We start from the raw sequence: 19630 nt of genomic DNA, 5'->3' as shown, positions 1-19630 counted from the left end.
TAAAATTTATTTCCTAAGAATGAAGAACTCATCCTATAAAGACCTATTGTCTTTATAAAATATGTTATTCATTAGGAACTTGTTCTCCGTCTGGAGAAACTTGTTCTAGAGCACTTACAGGGAGCTCTTGAGAATTTTTTCCTAAATATGTTGTAGCGAAGGATAGAAGTAGGCAGCTAAAACAAAAAGCTACGGCAAGCCAAGCGGTTACTTTCTTTAAGATATCCGGAGTAGATACACCAAAAACAGAGTCTCCAGAATCTACACCAAAAGAAGAACCTAGTCCCATACTCTTGCTTTCTTGAATCAAAATCAATCCACAAAGAATTACGCACAAAAGAAGAAAAATAAATAAAAATGAATAAAACAAGCCAGTCACGACGCTTCTCCTAAATCAACAAACCTACTTGGGGTGAATTCCTAGCCCTTTAATCTATCATCTTCTTTTCCTACAGGCTTTTCAACAAGCTGTAAAAATCCCTAAAAAGGCTCAGACAACATTCTCTTATAAAACTAAATTAATCACCATATTGAAAAACATTTTATTGCTTTGAAACACTATTCTCAGACACAACCTTGACGTATTTTTTATGAAATACGACATCAAAAACAATAAATTTTTTGATCCCACAAAACCTAGAGATTAAAATTCCCTATAACATCAGCAAAGACTTTAGGATCCAAAGAAGCTCCTCCAACTAATAAACCATCCACATCAGGACAACGAGCAAATCCTTCAGCGTTATCAGCTTTTACGGAACCTCCATAAAGGATAGAAATTGTATCTGCTTTCTCTTTAGAGAAAATTTGAGCAAGAACCTCGCGACAAAATGCATGAACTTCTTGCACATTGGCACTTGAGGCAACCTTACCGGTACCAATCGCCCACACAGGCTCATAAGCAATGATTATAGAAGCAGTTTCGGGAAGCTGAGCAAGGCCCAGCATTAACTGATTAGATAGAATATCTTTTGTTGTACCTTTTTCTCTAACTTCTAAAGTTTCTCCGATACATAATACGGGAAGAACTCCCTCACGAGACGCAGCTCCCACTTTAAGAGCAATTGTAGCATCTTCTTCATGAAAAATGTGACGGCATTCTGAATGTCCTAAGAGCACATAATCCACATCAAACTCTTTAAGCATAGGTAAGGATACTTCTCCAGTAAAGGCTCCAGAAGTATTCTGATGGACATTTTGTGCACCCAACCAGATAGGATAGCTAGAATCTTTTATTACTTCACTACAAGCACTTAATGCCGTGTATGACGGAGTAATACCAATTATAGATGCAGGGGTTGTTTCCTTGAGAAACGGACCTAAGACAGCTATATACTCTTTAGCTTCTCTAACTGTCTTATACATTTTCCAATTACCAAAAACATAACTCTTACGTTCCATCTATGTCCTCAATTTATTACTTGATTCTCATATCTCACTATAGACACGGATTCACCGTTCTTGCTAGTTTTCTACTAAGAAGGTACTTTATTTCTAAAATAAATAGAACTTGAAACCTCTCAGTATTCCAGAGTATGACAACTTCATCTCCTCCCCAAGCAGTAACAACTCTTACAGAATCTATAAAGAATCTTCTTGAGTCAAACTTTTGCCATATCGTGGTCAAAGGAGAGTTAAGTAATGTCTCGCTACAGCCTAGTGGACATCTATATTTTGGGATTAAAGATAATAAATCTTTTTTAAATGGGGCTTTTTTCCATTTTAAAAGTAAATATTTCGATCGTCGTCCTAAAGATGGTGATTCTGTGATCATTCATGGAAAACTCACTGTTTATGCTCCACGAGGTCAATATCAAATTGTAGCCCATGCTCTAGTATATGCTGGAGAGGGAGATCTCTTACAAAAATTTGAGGAGACTAAGAAACGCCTCGCCGCTGAAGGCTATTTTGCTATAGAGAAAAAACAAACACTTCCCAATATCCCTAAATGCATTGGTGTAATTACCAGCCCCACAGGCGCAGTAATTCAAGATATTTTACGTATTCTTTCTCGTCGTTGTTATCAATACAAACTTCTTATTTATCCTGTGACAGTTCAAGGAGCAACTGCAGCCAAAGAGGTCTCTCAAGCTATTGAAGTTATGAATCAAGAACAATTGGCTGATGTTCTTATTCTAGCACGCGGTGGCGGCAGCATTGAAGATCTCTGGGCCTTCAATGAAGAAATCATTGTAAAGGCAATAGACGCCAGCTCTATCCCTATCATTTCGGCTGTAGGTCATGAAACAGATTATACACTTTGTGACTTTGCTGCTGATGTCCGAGCTCCCACACCTTCTGCTGCCGCGGAAATTGTCTGTCAAAGTAGCGAACAGCAAATCCAAGTATTTAAAAGTTATTTGCATTACCTGAATGCACATTCTCAACAACTTCTTTCAGGAAAGATGAAGCAAATTCAGCAATGGAAGCGTTATCTAGATCATGTAGATTTTTTCCGCTCAGCGCAGCAATCTCTAGATTATCTTTGCTTATCTATAGAACGGTCTGTGCAAACAAAACTTTCGCAATGTAGACAGCGCTATATGCAATATACACGCTGGCTACAAAGTGATGTGTTACAACGTATGACGTACCAACTCCAAAATCTTTGGAAAATGATTGTTCAAGCCTTTCACAATCGCCTACTCGCTTTAAAACATCTCTGCACACATATGAAAAAAAATCTTGTTTTTCATAATACACAGCAGTTTTCTCAAAGACTAGATCCGTGGAAGCAACAGATTCATAGAGCTTTATCTCAACGCTTAAGATATTTCCATCAATCTCTAGAGCATAAGCAAACACTATTAAAACATTTTAAAATCAAATTAGATCAGCAATTTATTAAAGAAAAACATACTCTTAATCTTTTAAGGAAACGTTTGATTAGTATTTTCACTAATACAGTAGACGAACATCGGGAACATTATTTTCGCTCTAGGGAAACCTTCATACTTTCCCTACACCATCTTGTGGAAAGAAATCGAGAAAAGTACCATGCTGCATCTAAACAGCTGAGTTCATTAAATCCTAAAAATGTTTTAAAACGCGGGTATGCTATGCTCTTTGACTTTAATGAAAATTCCGCTATTATCTCCGCAAAAAGCTTACATAAACATAGTTGTGTAAGGGTACGACTGCAGGATGGGGAAGCCACTCTCACTGTAACGGATATTCAGAATTTTGAAACTCAAGAGTCCTAAATTATGGAAGAAATTCCCTTTGAAAAGGCTATGGAAAGGTTAGAAGAGATCGTAGATCTTATGAACCAACCTTCAACATCTTTGGATTCTTCTTTAAAACTTTATGAAGAGGCAGATGCACTAATGCGTATTTGTGAATCTCGTATTCATAAAGCAGAAGAACGCGTACGTGAATTATCCGAAAAGCGCAATGGGTCTCTTCTTTCTGAAGAAGAATCTTTTGTGCATTAACTGTAGAGTGAGCGATGTTACTTAAGGATTTAGATTCTATAACTCAAGAACTTCGTTCTCTACAAAATTACTTAGATACTCTTGACTCTTTAGAAGACATCTTAGTCACGTACGAAAAGATGTTTTCCTTGATAAATGAGGGTTTAAATGAGATCTTAGTCAAAGATCAACAATGTTATATTCTTTCCGTACAGACTAACGGCGCTATTTTAAAAGATACGTTAGACCAGCCTGTTTTACAAACATTTGCTATGACTACAAAGCTATGACTTCTCACATTTCTTCTATTTTAAGTCAGATATCCTCTCCTAAAGATCTAAAAAAGCTTTCTTTTTCTGAGCTTGCTCTCCTAGCTGAGCAAATGCGTCATAAAATTATTTCTGTTCTCACAAAGACTGGAGGACATTTAGCTTCTAATTTAGGTATTATTGAGTTAACCATAGCTTTGCATTATGTATTTTCCTCTCCCGAAGATAAATTTATCTTTGATGTAGGACATCAAGCTTATCCTCATAAATTACTCACTGGGAGGAATACTGCGGAATTTGATCGGATTCGCCATGATCATGGTTTGAGTGGATTTATCTCACCTTCTGAAAGTATTCATGATTTGTTCTTTTCAGGTCATGCAGGTAACGCTCTTTCATTAGCTTTAGGCATGGCAAAAGCTACAGAAAATTCTAGAACTCACGTTCTTCCGATTCTTGGTGACGCAGCTTTTTCCTGCGGATTAACTTTAGAGGCATTGAATAATATAAATGCTGATCTATCTAAGTTTATTGTCATTTTAAATGACAATAACATGTCTATTTCTCAAAACGTGGGTGTCATGTCCAAGAGTTTATCTCGATGGATTCACCATCCTAAGTTTAGCTTACTTTCTAGAAAGGTAGAGAAATGGTTAATGAAGATCCCACGTTATGGCGATAGCATAGCCAGACGTACTCATAAAGTCTCTACCTGCTTAAAATCTTTCTTTTGCCCAATTCCTATTTTCGAGCAGTTTAACTTGGCTTATATGGGGCCTGTGGATGGTCACAACATAAAAAAGTTAGTATCTTTATTTCAGACGGTACGTGATTTACCTTTCCCTATTCTTATTCATGTCTGTACCAAAAAGGGTAAGGGTTTAGAAATTGCTCAAGACAACCCTTCCAAATACCATGGAGTGAAGGCAAATTTTAATGCTGCTGCTGAAGATAAGCTTCTGCCCGCGATTAAACCACAGCTTACCTATCCCGATATCTTTGGAAAAACACTCTGTACTCTTGGAGAAGCTTTTCCGAATTTACATGTTATTACTCCGGCGATGTCTTTAGGATCACGGTTAGAAACTTTTAAAGAGAAGTTTCCAGAACGTTTTGTTGATGTTGGTATTGCTGAAGGCCATGCTGTGACATTTTCAGCAGGTATTGCGAAAGCTAATGCTCCTGTTATTTGTTCTATTTACTCTACATTCTTACATCGTGCTATGGATAATGTGTTCCATGACGTATGTTTACAAAATTTGCCGGTAATCTTTGCTATAGACCGTGCTGGGCTAGCGTATGGTGATGGCTGTAGTCATCATGGTATTTATGATTTGAGTTTTCTTCGTGCTATGCCCAATATGATTATCTGTCAGCCAAGAAGTGCTATAGTTTTCCAACAACTCCTTCACTCCTCGCTACAATGGACACGTCCCTCAGCAATCCGTTATCCTAATATTGCAGCACTTCAAGGCGATCCTATAGCTACAGATGTCAATATGCGTCGCGATCCTGGATTAGGAGAAATTCTTAGTCAGGGGGAAGACGTATTGATTGTAGGCCTTGGACATATGTGTAATGCGGCATTATCAATAAAATTGCAGTTACTCACGTACGGGATTTCCGCAACTGTTATTGATCCTATATTCATCAAGCCGTTTGATAATAATCTCTTTAGCATCCTATTGATGCATCATTCTAAAGTTATCATTATAGAAGAGCACTCTATTCGTGGAGGTTTAGCCTCGGAATTTAATGATTTCCTGGCCACCTACAGTTTTAAAGTTGACGTCTTACACTTTGGAATTCCCGATGCGATCTTTTCTCACGGGGATAAAGATAATTTATTAAAAAGAGTGGGATTGGATACTGAGAGCATGGTTAAGCGTATTCTCACACACTTTAATTTCCGTACAAAAAAGTCTTCGTCTAATAAACTAGGTATTATCTAAATACACTTTGTTTAGAGACTACGGAATCATTTCTAAAGAACCTCTCTAATGCTAACCTATTACGGATGCTACAAATGTAATTTTCCCGCTGCAACGACTAAAAGGTGATAAATACAGTGTAGGAAGACACTGATCTGCTTGTAACATGATCGGGGATAACATTGGAAGGCAGGGAATGTAGCTCTGCGTACGCATTTTGGAATAGTATAACCAAGTCTCCATGAGAAATTCCTAGAGTATTTATTGAAATTTATCCAAAAACAAAGACTTTAGAGGTCAAGCCTCTATTTCTCTGTTAATCTCGACAGAAGATAATACCATATTGTGCTTTCTATTTCGTTAAAAAAAACGCCTTTATAAAATAAAAGAAATCATTAATAAATACATAAAATTAAAATTTCATACATTTAATTTATATTTTAAAATCACAAAGTAAAAATCTCTCTTAGAAAAGTCTCAGAATGATTTAAAGATATGAAGAGAGAAGGTGAAAAAGTCTTAAATAGTCATCAAGAGAGAGTGTTTCCGGACGAGTTTTTTCAGAAAAATTTAATTGGCTTAGAGCTTCAAAAACCTGTTCTTTAGGATAAAGATCTTTAAGAGCATTAGCTAGAAGCTTTCTTCTTTGTCCGAAAGCTGCTCGAGTTAAAGTAAAGAATTGCGTATGAAAAGAAGTTTCGAGAGGGAAGGTATCTTTTACCGTCATGTGAACAACTGCTGAGGACACCTGAGGTTTGGGTAGAAAACAGCCTGGACTGACTTTAAAGGCGTAGCGCACATCAGCGAAAAACTGTAAAAAAATAGTTAAAGATCCATATTCCTTTCCTCCCGGCTGAGCAGTAATACGGCGGGCAACTTCATCTTGCATCATCACCGTGACTGTTTTCCATTGGTTGGGAATTTCTAAGAATAATTTTGTTAATAATGGTGTCGTTATATGATAAGGAAGGTTTGCTACGACTCTTCCCTTCCCCTGCCAACCTTTGGTCTGTAGTTGCGCCAAAGGATATTTACAAGCGTCTGTAATTTCTAAATCTATAGGAAGTTGCTTTAGCGTTTCTTCAAACATAGGATCCTTTTCTAAAGCAACAACGTGGGCACCTTGATTTACTAGCACTTCAGTAAGAGCTCCAAATCCTGGTCCTATTTCTAACACCCAATCTCCTGTCTCTACACCGGAAACAGCAAGAATTTTCCTTAGGATATTCCCATCTATTAAAAAGTTTTGAGACAGGCCTTTTTTAGGACGACCATGAACCTCAGCTAAGAATCTAGTAAGTTGTTCTGGAGAACTGCGTAACAAGTGATCTCCTAAAGTAATGAAAATAGAGGCGGAGCTTCTTCAGAAAGCAATTTAGCAATCATAGAAGAGTCAAAACCGTAGCGGACACGTAATTTTGTTTTATATTGACTCTCTATAGTCTCAGCATAACTCATAAATAGGGTTTGCTTAATTTGTGTCTCCATTTCTTCTAAAGACTGCATTGCCATTGCAGATTTATCAAGAAGTACATAAAGCTTGTATCCAGATTTATGTGCTTTAGGCTGGCTGCAAATGGTTATCGGATAGTCCACACTAGATAATTCTATTTTATGAGAGTCAGACAGCTCTTTATCATTACGTGTGAACTCTTCGGAACAGACGAATTGTCCTCCTTGAGAAAGAGCCAGAGCAGATAAACGCTCTTTATTCCAACTTTGTGTTTCGTTTAGCCGTGCACATATCTTATCAGCAATCTGACTTGATAGCGACTCTGTAGCTGCCTTAATTGTAACTACACGATATTTCCATACTGTAGTCTTTGCGGCTTCCTGAGCTAGTTGATCATAATGCTCGCGAATTTTCCCAGGGGTAACTTTTAACATGACTTTAGAACGTACCATCATGCCCATCACTCTTTGAGCAACCAACGTACGATTTACCACGTTGAATATATCCTCAGGAGTCATATCAAAATGTAGATAAAAGTAAGATAAATCCCTACCGAACATCGCTTCGATTTCTTGATTCACCGTAGTTGGATCCACATAGATTTTTTTAGCTTTAGCATCAGCAACCATGAGAAATTCATCAATCACAGATTCTAAAACTACTGGCCACATAGCTGTGTAGTATTGTGAGCGTGCAGGATAAGAATCTATAAGCTGTGGATAAGAAGAAGCAAAAAGAAGATTTAACTTCTGAATAACATCTAAAGTAGTGACAACGTTATCTTCATCAATTTTAAATAGTACACGATCATGAATAGCAATTCCTGCAGGATCTTCAGGGACTCTTTCCGAAAGATTTTGATACTCGTGTTGTGTAGGAAGAGAAATCTCATGTCCTAATAAAAATCCCGGCGAACAAATCAAACTCACCAAAGAGAAAACGCTTAGTGTTTTGTTCTTCATGATTTGCTACTCCCTAATGGTTGACGTGTCTAGGGATTAACTATAAGAAATTAACCAAATTTTGACCACTTCGAGAAAAATCTTCATACGAAATATATGAAATACAAAGAGTTATTTTGAATTTAGGTAGATACGAAACTCTTCAATATTAGAAAATTTCCTTCCTATTCCTGATTCTAAAAGACAAATGACTGTAGAGGTTTGTTCTTCCCTAGGAATTAGACAGTGTTCATATTCAGGAAGAACCTCCTCTAAAGATTCCCTGTCTTTTGCATTCATCCAAACGATAGAGACCTGGGGGAGAAACAATCCTGCAAAACAAGATAGGATAGCTTCACGATCATGATCGTTAGCTAGAGAAATAAGAATTTTTTGATGGTTACGTGAAAAATATAGTTGTGCTGCTAATAGATTTCCCAAAGAAGAAAATTTATGTGTGTGCCATCGAGCTTGGGCAATTTGTAAGATATCTTCAGCATAAGTAAGATAGTGCTTCTTTTCCGTAAGCATATGCAATTTTATCAATGCTTGGCAAATAAGAGCGTTTCCGGATATTGCCTCCCCATCGGAGAGATTTTCCTGTTTTAAAAGTAATGCGGAATCCCTTCCGTCTGTTGTATAAAATCCCCCACTTTCTGAACGGAACGATAAGATAACCTCTTTCATAAGATCTTCAGCTAATAGCAACCATTGTGCGCCGCAGCCTGTCTCATAGAGCGCCAGAGCTCCTAAAATCACCCCTGCATAATCTTCCAAACCTCCAGAGTATTTGGCGTCACCATCGCGCCATCTACGCATTAAGGTAGAATGCTGATATAAATGCTTACAGATAAACTCCCCACATTTCTTTGCTATATCTATGTAGGAAGAGTCTCCGAGGATCCTTCCTGCATATGCCAGGGTATACACCATCCAACCGTTTTGAAATGTCAGTGATTGATCGTCTTTAAAGGGAGGTGTTTTACTATTTCTACGGAGACGTAATTTTTCTTTTAGTCTATCAATAATTTCATGAAATTCTTCGACACTACAGCCATATTTATCTGCGATCTCTTCAATATCAATATACGAAGGAATATGTAAGATATTTCTTCCATTACAAAATCCTTCTCGAGAAATTCCATAATATTCACAAAATAGCTCAGCATTTTCTCCAAGCACCTCGCGTATTTCCTCTCCTGACCATGTAGCATATTTCCCTTCAGAAACTCCCCAATGTTCTCCATGTTCTGAGGTATAAAAAGCTCCAACTTCAGGATTATAAAGCTCTGACAGAACATAACGTAGTGTCTGTTTAGCAATAGAGAGATGCTCAGGTTTTTTAAGACATACCCCAGCATCGAGATAATCGAGTATTAAGAAAGCATTATCAATCAGACGTTTTTCAAAACAGGGAATCAACCATTTATCATCTATAGTATAGCAGTAAAATCCCCCACCTAAATGATCAAAAATTCCTCCCTTAGCCATCATGTCTAAAGAACGATCCACGAAGAATAAACTTCTGTTATCTTGATATTCCACACCGTAGCGCAGAAGAAACTGACTTAACAAGGCAGGTGGAGTTTTTGGAAATGCCTTGACTCCTCCATAATGGGGGTCTACATCTTTATATAGAGCTTCTACGGTCTTACGAAGAGTTCCCTCTTCTAACATCTCTTTTCTCGAGCATCTTTCTATAAACGAAGCAATTTCAAGAATCTTATGTGCTTGATGAACAAGAACCTCACGTTCTTCAGGATCCTGCCACATCAAATTGAGCTTTTCTATCGTTTGTGAAAACGAGGGCACCCCTAATTTCACCTCAGCTCCTAAATAATTCGCAGAGAAAAATGGCAATAAATCAGGAGTTAAAAACACATTCAATGGCCAAGAAGGAGAACTTTGATGTTCCTCAGATATAGAAAGCATTTGCGCAAGATCAAAATAGAGATTTGCTACATGAGGAAGCTCTTCCTTATCTACTTTGATACTAATGAAGTGCTCATTGAGCATCGCAGCAACTTCAGGATTTTCAAAGCTCTCCTGGAGCATCACCTGACACCATCGAGAATGTGCACAACCAATAGAAAGGAAAATTGGCTTATCTTGTTCTGTAGCAAGATCAAAAGCCTCGCTACCCCATGGATACCAATTTACCGGCGTATGAGCGTAGAGAAGCAAATACGGAGATTTTTCACTAATAAGTCTGTTTGTATATAGCGGCTGCGACATGATAAAATAAAAAAACCAAAAGTCTATAATTCATTTTAGATCAAAAAATGTACTTTTAATATTATTTTATCTGTTTGTTTTTATTAACCTGCTCACCTATAAACTTATAATTCTAATTAATTTTATTTAACATTCACCATATAAACAAAAGAATTTCTCATCTCTTTTATTTTCAATAAACTGCCTTGAGCATCTGTTTTAAGAGGTAGAAGTACAAAAGTGTAGCAAGAGAATCGTATCATCTTGTTTTTAGTACCTTAGGAGGTATGGAGAAAATTATGGTTGAGCTTGATTTCCTAGCGAGGAATGCCTACACTAATACATTCACGGAAGAGTGGCAGAGTGGTCGAATGCATCTGATTCGAAATCAGAAGTTCTCTTACAGGAACCGGGGGTTCGAATCCCTTCTCTTCCGTTTCCTATCTTTTCTAAATGATTAAAAATTAGGGAAAAGTCTTTAGACCTTGTCTCAAGAATCTTTTCCCTAATTTCTTAAAATTCTATCCTTGACCTTCAGGACCAATTACATAGGTAAGTAAAGATTGAAAATACTTACCAGAAAGTTGGTTATGCAATTGTAACCATTGTAAATTAGCAATATCTGATTTGTATCTTTTTATACGTTTTACAGCTGGGCTGTAGTGCATACCTATGAAATAGATGTTAGCTTGTTTACAAGCTGCCTCTGCAGAGATTAGATTGTCTTTATTTGCATCTAAATAGATCACTTGCTGGGGCAGGATTTCTAAAGTTGCAAATAGGGTAGAAAGAACCTCCTCCATGGTAATCCCGTTAATAAGACTTCCTGTAAAAAGTACTTGATCTTCTATAAACATGGCGTGTTGAGGCTTTCCAAATGTTTTTAGATGTTGCATCCATCCGTCACCACGGATTTGCGGACATGAAGAAAATCCTAATCCTAAAGCAACGGCAGATCTAAGAAAATGGTTGGCCATAGGTATAGGCAATTGGGAAACACCCAATACCCAAGCTTCAGATAATGCTAGTGCGGCTATAGCTTTAGGAACTTCGGGATGAATGAGCTCATAATCTACAGCAAAAGATATGGCAATCCTTTCACAAAAAGCTTGTTCAATAGGATCAAGATCCGATTCTTCTTTTTTTAAATTTTCCAGACGTTCTTGAAACCATGCTGTTGTTCCTAACATTTGTTCAGGAAATACGATGGTTTCATCTAATGCTAGCAAAACTAACGAACCTTTTTTTGCATATTTATTGACAGCTTGCACATCAGAAACTTTGATAATACTTGCTTCTAAGGAAAATACTGAAAAGAAAAACGTGATAAAAAATATTACCTTCATAGCAACGCTCTCGAAGAAAAAAAATTATCTTATTGTACGGAGCATCTCTTTAGGAGGAAATATCTTTTTATATAAAGCTACCTATCGAATTTATTTAACTGTGTTAGATAAAAAAAGGGCCCCAAGCATCCTCTCAGGGGGACAGAGAGGATACTAAAGGCTTGTTTCAGATAAATAATGTTAACTCTTTTGATGAAGAGAATCTAGAGATAATTGTGCAGTAGTATCGGAGATAACAGCCAATGCTTGTTCCTCTTGAATCTCTACAGCTGCTGAATACGGATATACATAAGAAAATAAAGTTTCTGCAGCAGGGTAATATACTATACCAAAAAATGTGATCCCGCAACTTAAGCATTCTCTTCCTAAGGCTTTGATTTCTTCGGGATTATCACTTAAAAATACAATGCTCTTTGGCATTTTATTTTCATAAATAAATAGTTGTTTCATTGCTTCTGAAAGCTCTGAAGTACCACAAAATAAAATCCCCTCTTGCACTAAAGCAGAGGTACTACATTTTATCCCTGTTTCTAAGAAAAAATCCTCCGTAGGAAATGCTTTAGAGCGTATTTCCAATTCACAATCTTTAAGACTTTTTAATGTTGAAGAAACACCTTCAATTCCTAATGAAGAAATTCCTAACACAGAACATCGACACTCAGAAAGTATACGAGAAAACTGATCCACAATATTCGCTTCCAAACATTCTTTACTTGTGAGCGTGTCTATAATAACCTGCTCTTCATTAGCCTGCTTTTTTGCCTTAAAAAAATCTCCATACCGTTTGGATAGCTTAGTTAATCTATTTTGATACCAACCTGGAGAACCTATATACTTATGTTGAATTATACTATCTACGTTAATGCAAAATAACGTCTCTTCGCTACTTTTCTCTAAATGTACGAAAATATCATCAAAAGAATACGCCATTGTTATCGGCACGTGCTTTTTCTTTCCAGCTTCAGCCGTAGTCAACACACCTAAGATTACAGTCGCAACCATTGAAATCTTAGGGAGATATTTCAGCAATCTTATCATGATTTATTACGTCCTGATTATAACAAGGGTGAAAGTAATAGGAATTTTTTTAAATAAAATCAACAAGAAATATTTTATTCGTTCAAAAAATTCCCTCTAAAACCCAATCTCCGCTATTTCCATCCCCTCAATTCAAGTGTAAAGTATTTTTTTGAAAAAGATAGATTTTAAAAAAATTATTTGATAATAATGCTTCCCACTTAAAGCGCTGAAGGTAAGAAACAAGGGCTTTATAGGAGTGAAAAAATTCCTAAGAGTTCTTTCCTAACGAGCGCTTAAAAAAACAGAAAGGTTCGTTTTTAGTTGTAAATTCAAAAGACAGTTTTAGCTGTTTTTCCTATGTCTTTAAAACTCATCCAGAGATGCGTTAGAAATACATTATGAATGCACAGCTTTAAATGACTTTAAAAGAGGTATGAGTATGTGCTTTCCTGGTTTTCCAAATTTACCTGGTTTTTCCTGCAGTTTTCAAAGAACAACTGAAACTGATGACTCCGGTGAAGATAATGCATCTTCTACGAGTAATCAATCCCCATTGGTTACTACACAGTCTGGAGCTACACAAAAACAAAGCAAAACAAAAACAGAAGTAAAAATTACTTTAGGAAATCAACCACCCACTAATAATGAAGACGGAGCAACCGGAGGAGTAGAGGGACATGCACAACAAATTCAAACTATAGTGGCGACAACGCAAAGTATTATTAACAATCCTCAAGTACAAAAAGGTTGTAAGGTTTGTTACGATCATTGTAACGATCCGTGTATTAATCGTTGTGGATGTTTTGGAAGTTGGTTTTGCGCCTGCTTTAAAGCCTGCTGCGTTATAGAAGTAGATATGGACACCAATATCCCAGAGATTATCAAGGATATGGATAGTAAGTATGGTCCTCTATGTCTAGCTATGTCATTACAACATCTAGGCTGGGATGTCCTTACAATGTCAAAACAAGGAATTTACTTATCAACACAACAAGAAAGTCAGCTTGAAGAGGAATGTAAAAAAGCTAAAGAGAGACTCGCAGGAAGTTTCAATTATCTTTCTCAAGAGCGCTTTTACACAACCTCTATTGAAATACCTGGAGATAAAGAATTAGAAAATGTCTTACCCACTTTACTTAAAATTATGGGAGATAAAGCTTGGAAAGATCCTTCGTTTAAACCTAATCCCCCAACCTGCTGGGTTCTAGAGCCATCAGAGAAAACTGATGCATCTTCACCTACATCAGCACAACCACGATTCAGTCTACAGGGGCCTTCCCTATTTGCTTCAGCAAATACAAACATGACCTACGACCACGCTACAGGAACAAAGTATAAACAAAAGAAAATGACAAAATTACTCTCTAGTCTAGAAGTATTATCACTACAGACTGGAGCTATAGGTACATTAGGGGCTAAAGAGGCTCATTTAGTAACTACAATATTCAAGATTTTCCTCTGTTTAATTGCTGGGGAACATTCTCCTATCGTACAAAGTGGTGGCTGTGTCTGCTATGATATAAATCGATTCGTTAAACTCTTCATGATGATTTTGCTTTGCTGTGGCTACGTTCCTGTGGATAAAGATGGAAAAACTACAGTGAATTATGATGATGATGACGATGATTGCGTAAAAATATATAGAAAATCATTACGCATTTACAATCAATCACAACGAGGAAGCAATGAAGACACCGTTGATATGGCAACAATGGATCCAGCAGGCGCTGCTGGCGGTCCTATAGTACAACAACCGACAAAACTTCCAAAAAGACACGAACTTCTCCGTCAAGGTAGCATACGCACTCCTACAGGAGATCACGACCCGGAAGACGATTGGTTAAAACAAATGATAGATGGCGATGATGGGGACGATGATGATGACGGAGGTATTGCTCAGCAAAGAGGGCTTATTGATAGCTCCAGTGCTTTGGATAAAGTATTTTCTGCCATGCGAAGATTTAATGAAGGAATATAGAATGTCTTCTTAAAAACTTGTTTGAGTGGTTTTCTTATTAAATAAGAGAGCCACTTAATTCAAAAAAATTTTATAGACTTAAAATAATTTTTTGAATAACATGTGCCCGCTTAAATGCTTTTTAGCACTAAAAATGAGGCTTATCCACGCTTTGGTTTCTTAAAAATTTTCTCCAAACTTAGCAATATGTTCCCTACTTATAGGAGTACCGATTCTTATAAACCCTCTTTAAAACAACTTTAAAAGTGCATAAAGCCATTTAGCAAAGTTAAGAATCATCAACAGTATGAAGATTCTTAGTAAACAACATTGTTATTTATGGAGTAAATTATGTGCTGCCCTGGAATTAGTGCAAGCTGGCGTTCCTCTCAAGATGCCGGACAAGAAGAAACCATTTCTTTAAACGGAATTTCACAACAACCCGGATCCTCTTCGGAATTTAATTTGAAAATTGGTGATCCATCATTATTAGATACTATTCGAGCTGCTGGAGATCTCGTTTCAGATGCTTTAAATTCTGCGAGAGTTCAACGTACAGGCCAATTCTGTCAAGATTCTTGCAGACCTTGCTGTGAAAAGAATTGCTGCAGTCCTTTCCTTTGCTTATTTGATTGTCTTTGTACTTGTTTGATCACCCCAGAGGACCGAGTAGGCTCTGATGATAAATACGATGATTTATCTGAGTTTATCCAGAATCAAAGAGATGAGTACGGTCCTATTTGCGTTGGTATCGCAATGAAAAATGGTCCTTGGGATGTCTCTAAACTGTTAGCAGAAGGTCTTACTTTCTCTTCAGAGCAAAAATACCAATTCTCTCAGAAATGTAAAGAAGCAAAAGAGCAGTTAGGAAGATGTTTAAAAGGTGGTTCTCAAAACGAACTATTTAAAATAGCTAATAATTCGCATCTTCTCCCTTCAACAGGTTCTACAGAATTAGAGAATGTAAGAAAATCCTTAGCAGAGTCTGTTAAAAATGCACCTATCCCCTCTCTTCCTACATGCCTAGTTCTTTATCCTTCTGAGAATACTGACAGTGCTTCTAGCGAGCAAAGATCAGGATATACTTTAAGCATTCAAAGATTACAACAACAACTCAGTCAATTAGAAGTTTTAGATTTAGATTCTAAAGAGAGTAGTTTCTTAGGATTTCAATCTCGAGCAGTTATAAATGTCTTGATTTTCACTTTAAGTAAGTATGTAGATGAGGCAAAAAGTACTTTTGATTCTCCAGGATTTGGATTAACCCTCGAAGAGTCAAAATACCGTATTTTACTTCTTCTTTCCTTATTATCTTTAGGATTTGTTCCTTTAGGCGCACAACAAGAACAGCCTTCATGCTTAGAACAATTACAAAACACAAGCAAAGAATTACGCGTAAAAACTCGCATCACTCCTAAATCACCGCTGCTTGATAAGCGTTCTTTAGGAACTGAAGTACGAGTACATGCCGGAATGCATTCTACGCTACCCGTATATGGACAAAGAACTATCCTCAATGGACGGATACCTGCATGTGCTGATAACAGTGCTGGAGCATCGTGTGTTGACGGAGTAGCACCTGGAGTTAGCAATGGTGTTGAGCTTTGGGATCCTGCAGATCCTAAATCTCAAGAAGCCCTACTTAAAATGGCTAAAAACATCACAGCTATGACTTCAAGTCTATTTTTAAGATAATTATCAACACACGATTTAGAGGCGGCTTCCTCCGCCTCTTCGATCCAACAAGCCTTTCAACTTATACAGATATTCAACAATCTTGACTACGTGAAAATACACGAATTTTCACGCAACTCTTGTCCTTTTATTTATCTTTACAGCCCTATTACTCATCTCACAGATTTTCAATACCTTATCGAAAAAACTCCTAGCTAAAAAAAGTCGCATTTTGAGATTATGCTGTATTTTTTTAATCACAAAATACAGGCCATTAACATCTTATGCCCTGTCTTTTGCTATAATTTCGGAGAAGAGCTATGTGCTGTCCCATTGGGTGTGGTTGTAAATTTACTATAGAAGAAGGTCATAATCCTGGTCAGAACGAAACCCAACCACTACAAAATCCTATAACTACACAGCCTAGGGGGAAAGCATCTTTAGAGATTAAGCTTGGTGATGGTAGCGGCTTACTTGGTAAAATTCAAGAAGCGGGACAGTTAACAGCTGCTGTGTTAAATGCCGCTAGCACACAACGTGGTGCTGGATATTGTAAGGAGCATTGTGGGCCTTGGTGTGATCAGCACTGTCCGAATTGGCTATCGCATTGCTTCCAATGTTTATGCACTTGCATTATAAATCCCAGTGATTCTCAAAACGCAAATCAAGATCTTTCAAAATTCCTATCGGATATGAAAGCAAAGCATGGCTCTATTGTCTTAGGTATGGGTATGCAGCATGGCGGAATAGATTTCCCCTCTCTTATGTCCGAAGGAAAAACTTTAAATCAGGATCAAAAAGATGATTTCGATAAGACATGTTCTGCGATAAAAGAGGATTTAAAAAAGCTCTTAATGGGTGGTCTGCAACAAGAGTTATTCGACACAGCTAATGATCCTAATAAGCTCCCCAAAATAAATGACAACGACACTCTCATGACAAAACGCGGTTATGGTGATGTCGTGAGAGGAATACGTCATACACCTCCGTCTGTTTGGATTGTCTATGATAATAACGAAGACTCTAAAGATGATCCTAAAGGAGCTGCAGGGGGTTCAAAGATACACTACACTAAGCAGTTAGACTGGAAAAAACTCCGTCAGCAATTAAATTATCTTGGCGTTGTACAATTAGATAGTGGTGAGAAATTTCCTCTAGGTGGAAAAGAAGGGGAAAAGGCACTAGGGATATTGAAAAATACCTTCTATTGGCTAACTCAAGGAGCATCATGCTTTGAAGAAGGAGATACAGGCTATGGTCTTACAATTACCTCTGAGAAACTATTGAAATTGATTCTTCTTTCTCTTCTATCATTAGGATACGGCCCTACAGATAAAAATAAAAAGGCTCCTGGTATAACGTATGCTGACTTACAAAGACTCTCCACGTTCTTACGAGAACAAAAAGATCATAATGATCATCTATTTGTACCAGGGGACCCCAACAATCCATATGACGATACAGAGGTTGATGGTCAACAGCAATCAAGTAGTTCCTCATCAAATACGGGAAATGATCAAGGTCCTGATGAAGATTGGTTCTCCAAGGAGAATCAGGATGAGTTACTTAACCTTTCTGGAAAAGTAAATGGCCTAGTTGGCATCCTTGGATAAAGAGTTTAAAGCAGATTAAAAGAGATAAATAAAAGAGGCAAAATTTTGCCTCTTTTTATTTTACAGTGAGATTTCTCAATATCATTTTAGAAAATAGAGAGTAGGGATCCCAACCACCAAATTACAATACCGCCGACTACAATCAGTCCTGCCCACCAAAGATTTGACCAACTACGGATAGCTTTTTCTGGAGAGTTTCTTCCTCCCATAGATTCTAAATCTAAAAGCATCTCCATATTATGTTCTGAAAATTCTTTGAAGATTTTCATAACATACGGATGGTCTTGAAGAATACGCTCACTATCTAATCCTAAATAAGCTGCGTATTTCTTTATAAATCCCTGAGCATAAATTGGAGAAATGAGTTTGCCTAAATAGCCATTTTCTATAGCTTCTAAGCATGAATAACGTATAGATGTTGCTGCTTCCACATCTTTTAAGGACAAGGATTGTTCTTCACGTTTCGTGCGAAATACCTCTCCTAAATGTAAAAGTTCTTTATGAATTTGTTCCGCCATAGAGATTCCTCTGCAGGTACCTTAAATGAAAACCTCTAGATCTCATTAGAGATTTTCTAATCTCATTTTATGGAAAATGAGAAACTCTCCCTTGTTTTAAGATCCTGCCCACTTGCAGGAATATACAGGATTAACGTTTAATTTGTACTTCGAAATCCGCATATACACTATATATCCTTATGCTATGTATAGCATAACAATAAATATGCCTAGTAAAACAATAAGGATAGAGATTTCCATCCTTAGCATGCCAAGATAATTCGACACTTTTTTTTATGTCTACACCGTTTGTTACCCAACTATCTCCTTCTTTGCACGGCCTATTAAAAGATCGTCTTGAAGAGAAAGGCTTTGCTTTAACACAACCGCAATATACAATTTTTCAAGCACGTTCTCCATCAGTAAGTTGTACTCTCTACACTTCTGGCAAACTTGTCGTACAGGGAAAGGGATCTCAAGAATTCATTGAATTCTTCCTAGAACCTGAAATCTTACTAACCTTTACCCATAACCGTATAGAAGAAGATCTTCGTCCTCGTATAGGTGTGGATGAATCAGGAAAAGGAGATTTTTTCGGTCCCCTCTGCATTGCGGGAGTTTATGCTCGTGATGAAGATACTCTGAAAAATCTCTATAAAACAAAAATCCAAGATTCAAAAATGCTCAATGATACACAAATCTTATCATTAGCAAAAACTGTTCGTGCATGCTGTAGCTACGATGTCATGATTCTTTATCCTGAAAAATATAATCAACTTTATGGAAAATTCCATAATCTAAACATTCTTTTAGCCTGGGCACACGCCACAATTATTGATAAGCTCGCTCCACATCCCTCGGGAGAGGTATTTGCTATTTCCGATCAATTTGCCTCTTCAGAAAGCGTTTTACTCAACGCCTTAAAAAAGAAAAATACCGATATCTCGGTAATTCAGAAAGTACGCGCAGAACAAGATATCATTGTTGCTGCTGCGTCTATATTAGCTCGAGAAGCTTTTGTCACTACCATGACAAAATTAGAACAACGCTTTTCTATCAAACTCCCAAAAGGCGCCTCAGCACATGTAAAAACTGCTGGAAAATCTATCCTAAAAACACATGGAAGAGATGTTTTATCTCTTGTTTGTAAGACACATTTTAAAACGTTTGATGAAATTTGTGACTCTACAATCCTCTAAAAACATAGTGTGGAAAGAACAGCAATCGCTATTGAAATAAAAAACGCACTCATCAGTAACTCCTGTGAAAATAAGTAGTAATCTATCCTATGAAAGTATAGTC

Annotated in this window: 17 protein-coding genes and 1 tRNA gene; 9 read left to right on the top strand and 9 right to left on the bottom strand. The window is 37.2% G+C overall.

What is annotated here, in order from left to right:
- Window positions 1-64: 64 nt before the first annotated feature.
- Complete coding sequence (gene secG / locus O1W69_RS03705; RefSeq protein ID WP_375793219.1) at window positions 65-379, bottom strand: preprotein translocase subunit SecG; 315 nt, start codon at window positions 377-379, stop codon at window positions 65-67.
- A gap of 257 nt (window positions 380-636) precedes the next feature.
- On the bottom strand, window positions 637-1401 hold the full coding sequence (tpiA, locus tag O1W69_RS03700; protein ID WP_375793218.1) for a triose-phosphate isomerase: 765 nt from the start codon (window positions 1399-1401) through the stop codon (window positions 637-639).
- Window positions 1402-1535: 134 nt separating this feature from the next.
- On the opposite strand from tpiA, the gene xseA reads away from it, so the two are divergent.
- Genes xseA through O1W69_RS03680 form a run of 4 tightly spaced genes read left to right on the top strand, consistent with a single transcriptional unit; the run spans window position 1536 to window position 5634 of the window.
- The gene (xseA, locus tag O1W69_RS03695) at window positions 1536-3203 is read left to right on the top strand and encodes an exodeoxyribonuclease VII large subunit (RefSeq protein ID WP_375793217.1); all 1668 of its coding nucleotides are present in this window, start codon (window positions 1536-1538) and stop codon (window positions 3201-3203) included.
- Window positions 3204-3206: 3 nt separating this feature from the next.
- Window positions 3207-3434: an exodeoxyribonuclease VII small subunit gene (locus tag O1W69_RS03690; RefSeq protein WP_375793216.1), complete on the top strand. Its 228-nt coding sequence runs from the start codon at window positions 3207-3209 to the stop codon at window positions 3432-3434.
- A 14-nt stretch (window positions 3435-3448) separates the two neighbouring features.
- Window positions 3449-3703: a hypothetical protein gene (locus tag O1W69_RS03685; protein ID WP_375793215.1), complete on the top strand. Its 255-nt coding sequence runs from the start codon at window positions 3449-3451 to the stop codon at window positions 3701-3703.
- A complete protein-coding gene (locus O1W69_RS03680; protein ID WP_375793214.1) occupies window positions 3700-5634 on the top strand; it encodes a 1-deoxy-D-xylulose-5-phosphate synthase in 1935 nt (644 codons plus the stop codon). The genes O1W69_RS03685 and O1W69_RS03680 overlap by 4 nt, the downstream gene beginning before the upstream one ends.
- 51 nt (window positions 5635-5685) lie before the next feature.
- Here O1W69_RS03680 and O1W69_RS03675 read toward each other — a convergent pair whose 3' ends face one another.
- From O1W69_RS03675 to O1W69_RS03660, 4 genes are all read right to left on the bottom strand, one after another.
- Window positions 5686-5856, bottom strand: coding sequence for a hypothetical protein (locus tag O1W69_RS03675; protein WP_375793213.1), 171 nt, complete (start codon window positions 5854-5856; stop codon window positions 5686-5688).
- 244 nt (window positions 5857-6100) lie between these two features.
- Window positions 6101-6937 (bottom strand): 16S rRNA (adenine(1518)-N(6)/adenine(1519)-N(6))-dimethyltransferase RsmA, encoded by an 837-nt coding sequence (rsmA, locus tag O1W69_RS03670; protein WP_375793212.1) that lies wholly within the window; start codon window positions 6935-6937, stop codon window positions 6101-6103.
- A gap of 8 nt (window positions 6938-6945) precedes the next feature.
- Window positions 6946-8028, bottom strand: coding sequence for a hypothetical protein (locus O1W69_RS03665; RefSeq protein ID WP_375793211.1), 1083 nt, complete (start codon window positions 8026-8028; stop codon window positions 6946-6948).
- Between the two features lie 111 nt (window positions 8029-8139).
- Complete coding sequence (locus tag O1W69_RS03660; protein WP_375793210.1) at window positions 8140-10242, bottom strand: thioredoxin domain-containing protein; 2103 nt, start codon at window positions 10240-10242, stop codon at window positions 8140-8142.
- A 328-nt stretch (window positions 10243-10570) separates the two neighbouring features.
- On the opposite strand from O1W69_RS03660, the gene O1W69_RS03655 reads away from it, so the two are divergent.
- A tRNA-Ser gene (locus O1W69_RS03655) sits at window positions 10571-10657 on the top strand.
- Between the two features lie 85 nt (window positions 10658-10742).
- Here O1W69_RS03655 and O1W69_RS03650 read toward each other — a convergent pair.
- Both O1W69_RS03650 and O1W69_RS03645 read right to left on the bottom strand, forming a co-directional pair.
- On the bottom strand, window positions 10743-11567 hold the full coding sequence (locus O1W69_RS03650; RefSeq protein ID WP_375793209.1) for a DUF2608 domain-containing protein: 825 nt from the start codon (window positions 11565-11567) through the stop codon (window positions 10743-10745).
- 180 nt (window positions 11568-11747) lie between these two features.
- Window positions 11748-12605 (bottom strand): DUF2608 domain-containing protein, encoded by an 858-nt coding sequence (locus O1W69_RS03645; RefSeq protein ID WP_375793208.1) that lies wholly within the window; start codon window positions 12603-12605, stop codon window positions 11748-11750.
- A gap of 421 nt (window positions 12606-13026) precedes the next feature.
- On the opposite strand from O1W69_RS03645, the gene O1W69_RS03640 reads away from it, so the two are divergent.
- From O1W69_RS03640 to O1W69_RS03630, 3 genes are all read left to right on the top strand, one after another.
- The gene (locus O1W69_RS03640) at window positions 13027-14565 is read left to right on the top strand and encodes a hypothetical protein (RefSeq protein ID WP_375793207.1); all 1539 of its coding nucleotides are present in this window, start codon (window positions 13027-13029) and stop codon (window positions 14563-14565) included.
- A 330-nt stretch (window positions 14566-14895) separates the two neighbouring features.
- Complete coding sequence (locus O1W69_RS03635) at window positions 14896-16239, top strand: hypothetical protein (protein WP_375793206.1); 1344 nt, start codon at window positions 14896-14898, stop codon at window positions 16237-16239.
- A gap of 299 nt (window positions 16240-16538) precedes the next feature.
- A complete protein-coding gene (locus O1W69_RS03630; RefSeq protein WP_375793205.1) occupies window positions 16539-17831 on the top strand; it encodes a hypothetical protein in 1293 nt (430 codons plus the stop codon).
- Window positions 17832-17917: 86 nt separating this feature from the next.
- Here the strand turns inward: O1W69_RS03630 and O1W69_RS03625 are convergent, their stop codons facing one another.
- Window positions 17918-18349 carry a helix-turn-helix domain-containing protein gene (locus tag O1W69_RS03625; RefSeq protein ID WP_375793204.1) on the bottom strand — a complete coding sequence of 144 codons (432 nt, stop codon included), beginning with the start codon at window positions 18347-18349 and terminating at the stop codon, window positions 17918-17920.
- A 275-nt stretch (window positions 18350-18624) separates the two neighbouring features.
- On the opposite strand from O1W69_RS03625, the gene rnhC reads away from it, so the two are divergent.
- On the top strand, window positions 18625-19527 hold the full coding sequence (gene rnhC, locus O1W69_RS03620; RefSeq protein WP_375793203.1) for a ribonuclease HIII: 903 nt from the start codon (window positions 18625-18627) through the stop codon (window positions 19525-19527).
- Window positions 19528-19630 lie beyond the last annotated feature (103 nt).

Origin of the sequence: Chlamydia sp. 12-01, from assembly GCF_042234205.1 — a bacterium.
GTDB lineage: Bacteria > Chlamydiota > Chlamydiia > Chlamydiales > Chlamydiaceae > Chlamydia.
The sequence above is the reverse complement of the archived record's forward strand: the minus strand, read 5'-3'. Positions and strand labels throughout refer to the sequence as shown.

Bases quoted from the DNA above. Each gene is read 5' to 3' on its own strand.
- tpiA (WP_375793218.1), bottom strand. From the start codon at position 1,401: ATGGAACGTAAGAGTTATGTTTTTGGTAATTGGAAAATGTATAAGACA.
- xseA (WP_375793217.1), top strand. From the start codon at position 1,536: ATGACAACTTCATCTCCTCCCCAAGCAGTAACAACTCTTACAGAATCT.
- O1W69_RS03690 (WP_375793216.1), top strand. From the start codon at position 3,207: ATGGAAGAAATTCCCTTTGAAAAGGCTATGGAAAGGTTAGAAGAGATC.
- O1W69_RS03685 (WP_375793215.1), top strand. From the start codon at position 3,449: ATGTTACTTAAGGATTTAGATTCTATAACTCAAGAACTTCGTTCTCTA.
- O1W69_RS03680 (WP_375793214.1), top strand. From the start codon at position 3,700: ATGACTTCTCACATTTCTTCTATTTTAAGTCAGATATCCTCTCCTAAA.
- O1W69_RS03675 (WP_375793213.1), bottom strand. From the start codon at position 5,856: ATGGAGACTTGGTTATACTATTCCAAAATGCGTACGCAGAGCTACATT.
- O1W69_RS03665 (WP_375793211.1), bottom strand. From the start codon at position 8,028: ATGAAGAACAAAACACTAAGCGTTTTCTCTTTGGTGAGTTTGATTTGT.
- O1W69_RS03660 (WP_375793210.1), bottom strand. From the start codon at position 10,242: ATGTCGCAGCCGCTATATACAAACAGACTTATTAGTGAAAAATCTCCG.
- O1W69_RS03650 (WP_375793209.1), bottom strand. From the start codon at position 11,567: ATGAAGGTAATATTTTTTATCACGTTTTTCTTTTCAGTATTTTCCTTA.
- O1W69_RS03645 (WP_375793208.1), bottom strand. From the start codon at position 12,605: ATGATAAGATTGCTGAAATATCTCCCTAAGATTTCAATGGTTGCGACT.
- O1W69_RS03640 (WP_375793207.1), top strand. From the start codon at position 13,027: ATGTGCTTTCCTGGTTTTCCAAATTTACCTGGTTTTTCCTGCAGTTTT.
- O1W69_RS03635 (WP_375793206.1), top strand. From the start codon at position 14,896: ATGTGCTGCCCTGGAATTAGTGCAAGCTGGCGTTCCTCTCAAGATGCC.
- O1W69_RS03630 (WP_375793205.1), top strand. From the start codon at position 16,539: ATGTGCTGTCCCATTGGGTGTGGTTGTAAATTTACTATAGAAGAAGGT.
- O1W69_RS03625 (WP_375793204.1), bottom strand. From the start codon at position 18,349: ATGGCGGAACAAATTCATAAAGAACTTTTACATTTAGGAGAGGTATTT.
- rnhC (WP_375793203.1), top strand. From the start codon at position 18,625: ATGTCTACACCGTTTGTTACCCAACTATCTCCTTCTTTGCACGGCCTA.